The organism is Providencia sp. AGC89, assembly GCF_053543535.1.
In genome coordinates, this window is the sequence record NZ_JBIXLP010000011.1 from 1 (window position 1) to 5,740 (window position 5,740).

Here is a 5,740-nt window from a genome sequence, read left to right on the forward strand (position 1 = left end):
AAATGACCGTATAGAGAAAGCGGTTCAAGGGTCAGAATGGGGCGTTGGTGGTGATAATCGCCGTATCGTGGAGTCAGGGACGGCGTTAATCCAAGGTTTGGTGAGTGGTGATGTGAATAAAGCGGTGGCGAATGCGAGTGCACCGTATATTGCCAATCAGATAGCCAAGAATATTGGAGAGGAAAATAAAGCAGGGCGTTTAGCGGCCCATGGTATTGCGAATGTTGCATTAGCGCTGGCAAAAGGTGAAAATGCAGGGGCACAATCGCTGGGAGCCATGACGGGTGAAGCGATGGGGATGCTGTCGGTAGAACTGTACGGTAAAACGGTCGGTGAGCTGACGGAAGACGAAAAAGCGACAGTGAGCGCCTTTGCGAGTTTGGCAGCGGGGATAGCCGGCGGATTAGTGGGTGGCGATACATCGAGCGCAGGCAATGCCGCCGAGGCAGGGAAGACCACGGTTGAGAATAACTTATTCGGTGGAAATGAAATAACACATACCCAATATGTTCAAGAGCACGGAAAAGATGTGATGTCGTGCGCTGATAATCCTGCTTCAGAATCTTGTCGTCGCGGTATGGCGATGAACAGAGCTTATGCAAAAGTGTTAGCAGCAGGCGGTTTAGTCTATTTGCCGGGTGGAATGCAGATGACAGCGGTTATAGGTGGAACCTCGAATGCAGGTATTCAGTACATATTGACTGGTAATATCAATCCAGATGACGTTCTTATTGCTTCCTATGTCGGTGGGTTTACAGCTAACACAGGTTTAGTTGGAACGGTGGGAATCAATGGATTAGGTGGCGCAACATCAAGTGTACTGAAAGATGAGGATCCATTAGAAGGTGGGCTGACATCAGGGCTTAGTTCCGGGGTTGGCTATGGAGCAGGCAAGTTAATTAAGCTAGGTACTAATAAGTGGGGATATTGGGTCTCCGATGGTTTTGATCCTAAATATAATCCGAAGTTACAAGGTGGCGCAAATAAAGGGCAATTAGGCTTATCAAAAGATCTATCACCTGCCGAATTACCTGGGGTCGCTGGTAATATTACTAGTTCTGTCGTTACTGAAAATACTAATAGTAAAATCAATGATAAGCTAAAAGAAGGCAATGAAAAATGAAATTGAAATTTTTATTTGTCTTCTTGCTGCTATTAATCGCTGGTGTATTTGTTGCTAGTATTATTTCTATCGCTGTAATTAATTTTATACTCACCATAATTAAAGGAACTGATTTTAGCCTAGACTCAGCTGAAATATGGGGAATAATGAAGATGAGCATTGTTGGTGGAAGCATAGGAGCTATAGGTATTTGGCTGTCTAGTTTTTTAAAGAAAAAATAGTTAAATAAAACCCTATTGTTTTTATAAAAAAAACCAGCGCCACACTGGGATCTCTTTTATCTACCTCACTCCTCAGCCAATCGGATAATCAACTGTCCGGCTTGGCGAGTGAGGGTGTAGTGGTTAACCGTCTAAAATACCATACAATTCAATAAATTACCCATAGCAATCAGTTGCGGGCTGGGGTTGGCTTTACCACTATTCGGTAAGTAACCTACTGAATATTGACTAGTTTTGACCACTTATTTTTGAGCTATCTGTGTTTTTATTCCTACCTAAATCAGCGACAGAGCTATAAAACGCACGTCGGGAAAATCGTCTCTGATGGTAAAAATGCACTGGAGAAGTCGGCTTTTAACTGACTGAGTTATGTTTTTATCTGGCTAAATCGCAATGGAATGAGTTGTTGTTGAGAATAACTATCTGAGCTCTCAAAATGTCATTGATATGGTGAGAGAACTTGAAGAAGCGGATAGAACCGGCGCAGATAAAAAAGGCATTTATGCTAAATACGGCAAAATCAGTGAGTACAACAGAGATAAAACTGTTGCTGAAGTTAAAAATGGGGATTCGTTTGATGCTATCGGTGCGTGGTCTGATTTAAATGGCGGTATTGATGTTGCTGACGGTCTGAAATGGGCTGCCCTTGTTGATGATTTGAGTAGTGAAGATCGTGCTCAACTTGTTAATTTTGTGAAAGCGGAAAATGCACAAAGTGCCCAAGCGATTTATGATTCATTATCGATAACGGCTAAAGGAGCATTGCTCGCCAAAGAAGCGGGTGAAAATATTGGAATTGGTGGCGCAGTGCCGGGCGCGGGAATATCGGTTGCTGGGATTAAGGGAAGTGGTAATAAAGGTGGAAAACAAAAAGATTCAGAAAATAGCTCTCAGCCACCACAAAATACAGGTAATAATCACCAGAGACCACCTCGAAACGCGACTAGCCTTGCAGGTGGTCCTTTAGAAAGGGCTCAACAAGTAAGTGGAAGGTTCCAAATTGAAAATGGACCTAAAAACGGTACTGTTTATCGAGCTGATAACCAAGGGAATATTACAAGCTATGCGACCTATGACTCTAACGGTATGATTTTGAAACGAGTTGACGTTACTGGAGCGGCTCACGGAGGTGTAGCTACTCCCCGTCATGCCAATCATCGGTATGCTCTTCTCTTAGGCGTTCGCCAAATCTAAAAAATAGCCAATCATATCTTGCCTTTTGGGTTTTTAGCTATTTACATGATTTTTGAGTCCATTGTGTAAAACATGAGAGCAATGGGCGCTTTAAAGTGGTGGGTTGTGAACGAAATGTTCGCAACGAATACCGAAATCAAGAAAAAGCCGCAGGTGAAAAACTTGTTGGCCTATATCAATCAGGTCAGTTAAGTAAAGAAGAGTTTAACTACCTTGTTACTGAATATACTACGGCAATGCTGTTGGGGATAGAGCAAGGTGAAAAACTCAGTGACACAGGATTTGATTGGATTGGTGATATTTACCGTTTGTCAGGTAGTGACTGGACAGTAGCAGGACAAATAAATAACCCATTATTTAAATGCTATCAGAAGTAGTGAACTCATCGCTGATTGGAAAGCTCAAGGACTGAGTGATGAAAAGATCCAAGAAAAGATCCTTAAAGATAATACTCTTGGTGGAGTAATAGCGCCTATCGATGTAAATGCTATTCTTAAACTTGTCGATAACGGAGCGACAGCGGAAGATCTTGCTAAGGCAGCAACAGGAATGGTGCTTGCGAAAGTTCTTCAAGGAAAGAAAAATAATACAAGTGAACAAACTCAATCTAAAACAAATAATAACCCAGAAATTAGCAAGGTAATTCCTGAAAATTTCACATCTAAGATTACTGAGCATAATACTCAACTAGTTGTTTTGAATGCGAAAAAACCGGAATATCAGGTGCTCATAAGCAAGATGCCTTCTTGGAATCTGTTGAAATAACAGGAGCTAAAATTAATTTGAAAACAACAGATAAAAATTATCCTGGATTAATTGAATATAAACATCAGCTACCAGCAATTACAGGTAATGGTCCAAATGCAGGAAAAGTTATTGGTTATAAGAAAGCTGAATCTAAAACAACTTATGACCCTAAAATATTATCTGATGCAAAAGTTACAAACATGTCAAACCAAGCTGCAAAGCAGTCAGAAGATTACTTTAAAGCGAACCCTTCAAAGAATCTTCATGACGTCAAAGTAGATGGTTATTGGTTTAGAGTGACTAAAGATACTAAAACAGGGCAAGTCAGTAATGCTTTCATTACAATGCCTCCAAGGAACAGTAAATGATAGATAGTTTAGCTTGGTTAAAAAAAGTAGAACAACGCCTCATAAATGATGGGGCTGGGGATTTATATTGCGTATTAGAAGTGATGTATAAAGAACAAAAAATGAACTTTCAACAATTTATTTATGATGCATCAAGAGGAATAGGCTGTGTTGTCTCTGAAGGGTTAGAATATGTATTAGATCAAGATTTAGATGATCCAAGCGAGTTTGATGGTGCTTGTTTTATCCTTGGTGACTATGAAAGTTCGACGCTTTCACCTCAGAAATTTGTTGAGTTAATGCAGGTCATAACGGATAGTTATATAGCTGAACACCCAGAAAATAAAGAAACAATAGAGCGCTCTATGATGAGGCTTAAAGAACGCTATACATGATATTGATGCTGTTTTACTCCCCCTCAGCCAGCTGGATGATCATCTGTCCGGCTTGGCGAGTGAGGGTAAAGTGACTTCCTACAGTAAACCCGATCTCATTCAGCCACTTACCACTGATTATCAGCTGTGGGCTGGGGTTCGGGCGCTATCGGTTGGGCAAGTACCCCACTGTATACTGTCTTGATTTTACCGCCTGTTCTTTAGCTGTCGGTGTTTTTTACTTTACACTCGTCTCTAGCCATTGTGACTACTCCCCCGTCACACCAATCATCTCTCGCCAAATCTAAAAAATAACCAATCATATCTTGCTCTTTGGGCTTTTAGCTATTTACATGATTTTTGAGTCCATCGTGTACAGGTAAATCAGATACATCGGGAAACACCATTTACAGTAATAATGGTGGTTATTATACCTTTGAACATGGCGTGAAAACGAAAGTTCAATCACCGAATCCTCCAACAAGCGTTCAAAAAAATAATGAAAAAGGTAAGGAATTTGAACAAAAACATTATGAAAAATACCAACAAGAAAACGTAATATCCCAAAGAGAAATTACAATAAAAACTGAAAGTGGAACTAAGGTTCGAGTTGATATGATAGGCAAAGATAAGGATGGAGTAATAAACTGCGTTGAATGTAAAAGCTCACAAACAGCTCCTCTAACTGATAAGCAAAAAATAGGTTACCCTGAACTAGAGAAAAGTGGTGGAGTTATAGTCGGTGAGGGTAAGCCGGGCTTTGAGGGAGGAACAAAATTACCTCCCACCAAAGTTGAAGTTGTTAGACCAGAAAAAGAAAAATAGAGGGGATAAATGTCAATAGTAGATGCAAATAAAGTAGATATGATTGGTATACCAAAAGAGAATACAGAGCTTGTTCGGCTTGGTATAACTGATCATCTAAGTTGGAATGACGATACACTTGAACATTTATATTTACTGCAAGAAAAGATTAATAGTTATATTCGTTTTATTGAAAGTAAAGAGGTTTATGAAGCGTTTCCTGAATCTAAAGGAATTAATAATTTTTTGATAGAAATATTCTTTCTATATGAAATACCCACTGAGTGTATTGAATTTCTGGAAACAGTGAAAGATGTACTGATTAACATTAATACATCATTAAGATATGAAGTAGATAGTGAATAGCTCCCAACACTGAGCTGAGAGCTTTTTTAATTTATTCTACTCCCCTTCAGCCAGCCGGATAATCAACTGTCCGGCTTGGCGGGTGAGAGTGACGTTGCTACCCACCGTAAATCCTAGCTCACTCAACCACTTACCGCTGAATGTCAGTTGCGGGCTGGGGTTCGGGCGCTGTCGGTTGGGCAAGTAACCCACTGTATACTGTCTTGATTTTACCGCCTGTTCTTTAGCTGCCTGGGTTTTTACTTTACAATCGTCTCTAGCCACTGTGACTACTCCCCCGTCACACCAATCATCTCTCGCCAAATCTAAAAAATAACCAATCATATCTTTCCCTTTGGGTTTTTTAGCTATTTACATGATTTTTGAGTCCATCGTGTAAAACATGAGAGCAATGGGCGCTTTAAAGTGGTGGGTTCACTGCTGACCAATGTGAATAACAAAGGGAAAGACAGCAATACCACGCATGCTGCGGTATCGGAGGGTAACATTGTTATTCGCGATAAAGACAATCAGAAACAAGATGTCAGCGAATTAAGCCGAGATACAGACAATGCTCATGAAAAA

At 40.4% G+C, this 5,740-nt stretch carries 10 protein-coding genes and 1 pseudogene; 9 read left to right on the forward strand and 2 right to left on the reverse strand.

Annotated elements, in window-relative coordinates; all coding sequences use genetic code 11:
* The 7 genes from ACIPUA_RS04875 to ACIPUA_RS04905 form a co-directional block, all read left to right on the forward strand.
* Positions 1–1,123 (forward strand): VENN motif pre-toxin domain-containing protein (locus ACIPUA_RS04875; protein WP_449059341.1); only part of this gene is annotated, 1,123 nt, incomplete at its 5' end.
* On the forward strand, positions 1,120–1,344 hold the full coding sequence (locus tag ACIPUA_RS04880) for a hypothetical protein (protein ID WP_042848792.1): 225 nt from the start codon (positions 1,120–1,122) through the stop codon (positions 1,342–1,344). The genes ACIPUA_RS04875 and ACIPUA_RS04880, both read left to right, overlap by 4 nt.
* Before the next feature lie 447 nt (positions 1,345–1,791).
* Positions 1,792–2,538, forward strand: a complete 747-nt coding sequence (locus ACIPUA_RS04885; RefSeq protein WP_449059342.1) for a polymorphic toxin type 24 domain-containing protein — start codon at positions 1,792–1,794, stop codon at positions 2,536–2,538.
* Between the two features lie 95 nt (positions 2,539–2,633).
* Positions 2,634–2,915, forward strand: coding sequence for a hypothetical protein (locus tag ACIPUA_RS04890; protein WP_449059343.1), 282 nt, complete (start codon positions 2,634–2,636; stop codon positions 2,913–2,915).
* Between the two features lie 172 nt (positions 2,916–3,087).
* Positions 3,088–3,303 (forward strand): hypothetical protein, encoded by a 216-nt coding sequence (locus tag ACIPUA_RS04895; protein WP_449059344.1) that lies wholly within the window; start codon positions 3,088–3,090, stop codon positions 3,301–3,303.
* Positions 3,285–3,653, forward strand: a complete 369-nt coding sequence (locus ACIPUA_RS04900) for a hypothetical protein (RefSeq protein WP_042848797.1) — start codon at positions 3,285–3,287, stop codon at positions 3,651–3,653. Before ACIPUA_RS04895 ends, ACIPUA_RS04900 begins: the two co-directional genes overlap by 19 nt.
* Complete coding sequence (locus ACIPUA_RS04905; protein WP_042848796.1) at positions 3,650–4,027, forward strand: hypothetical protein; 378 nt, start codon at positions 3,650–3,652, stop codon at positions 4,025–4,027. Before ACIPUA_RS04900 ends, ACIPUA_RS04905 begins: the two co-directional genes overlap by 4 nt.
* A gap of 13 nt (positions 4,028–4,040) precedes the next feature.
* On the opposite strand, the pseudogene ACIPUA_RS04910 reads toward ACIPUA_RS04905, so the two are convergent.
* Positions 4,041–4,154, reverse strand: a pseudogene (locus ACIPUA_RS04910) (SymE family type I addiction module toxin); the annotation flags it as partial.
* A gap of 299 nt (positions 4,155–4,453) precedes the next feature.
* On the opposite strand from ACIPUA_RS04910, the gene ACIPUA_RS04915 reads away from it, so the two are divergent.
* Positions 4,454–4,831 carry a hypothetical protein gene (locus ACIPUA_RS04915; RefSeq protein ID WP_449059345.1) on the forward strand — a complete coding sequence of 126 codons (378 nt, stop codon included), beginning with the start codon at positions 4,454–4,456 and terminating at the stop codon, positions 4,829–4,831.
* A 9-nt stretch (positions 4,832–4,840) separates the two neighbouring features.
* Positions 4,841–5,176, forward strand: a complete 336-nt coding sequence (locus ACIPUA_RS04920) for a DUF6572 domain-containing protein (protein ID WP_042848794.1) — start codon at positions 4,841–4,843, stop codon at positions 5,174–5,176.
* 36 nt (positions 5,177–5,212) lie between these two features.
* Here ACIPUA_RS04920 and ACIPUA_RS04925 read toward each other — a convergent pair whose 3' ends face one another.
* A complete protein-coding gene (locus ACIPUA_RS04925) occupies positions 5,213–5,500 on the reverse strand; it encodes a SymE family type I addiction module toxin (RefSeq protein WP_080750940.1) in 288 nt (95 codons plus the stop codon).
* Positions 5,501–5,740: the final 240 nt, after the last annotated feature.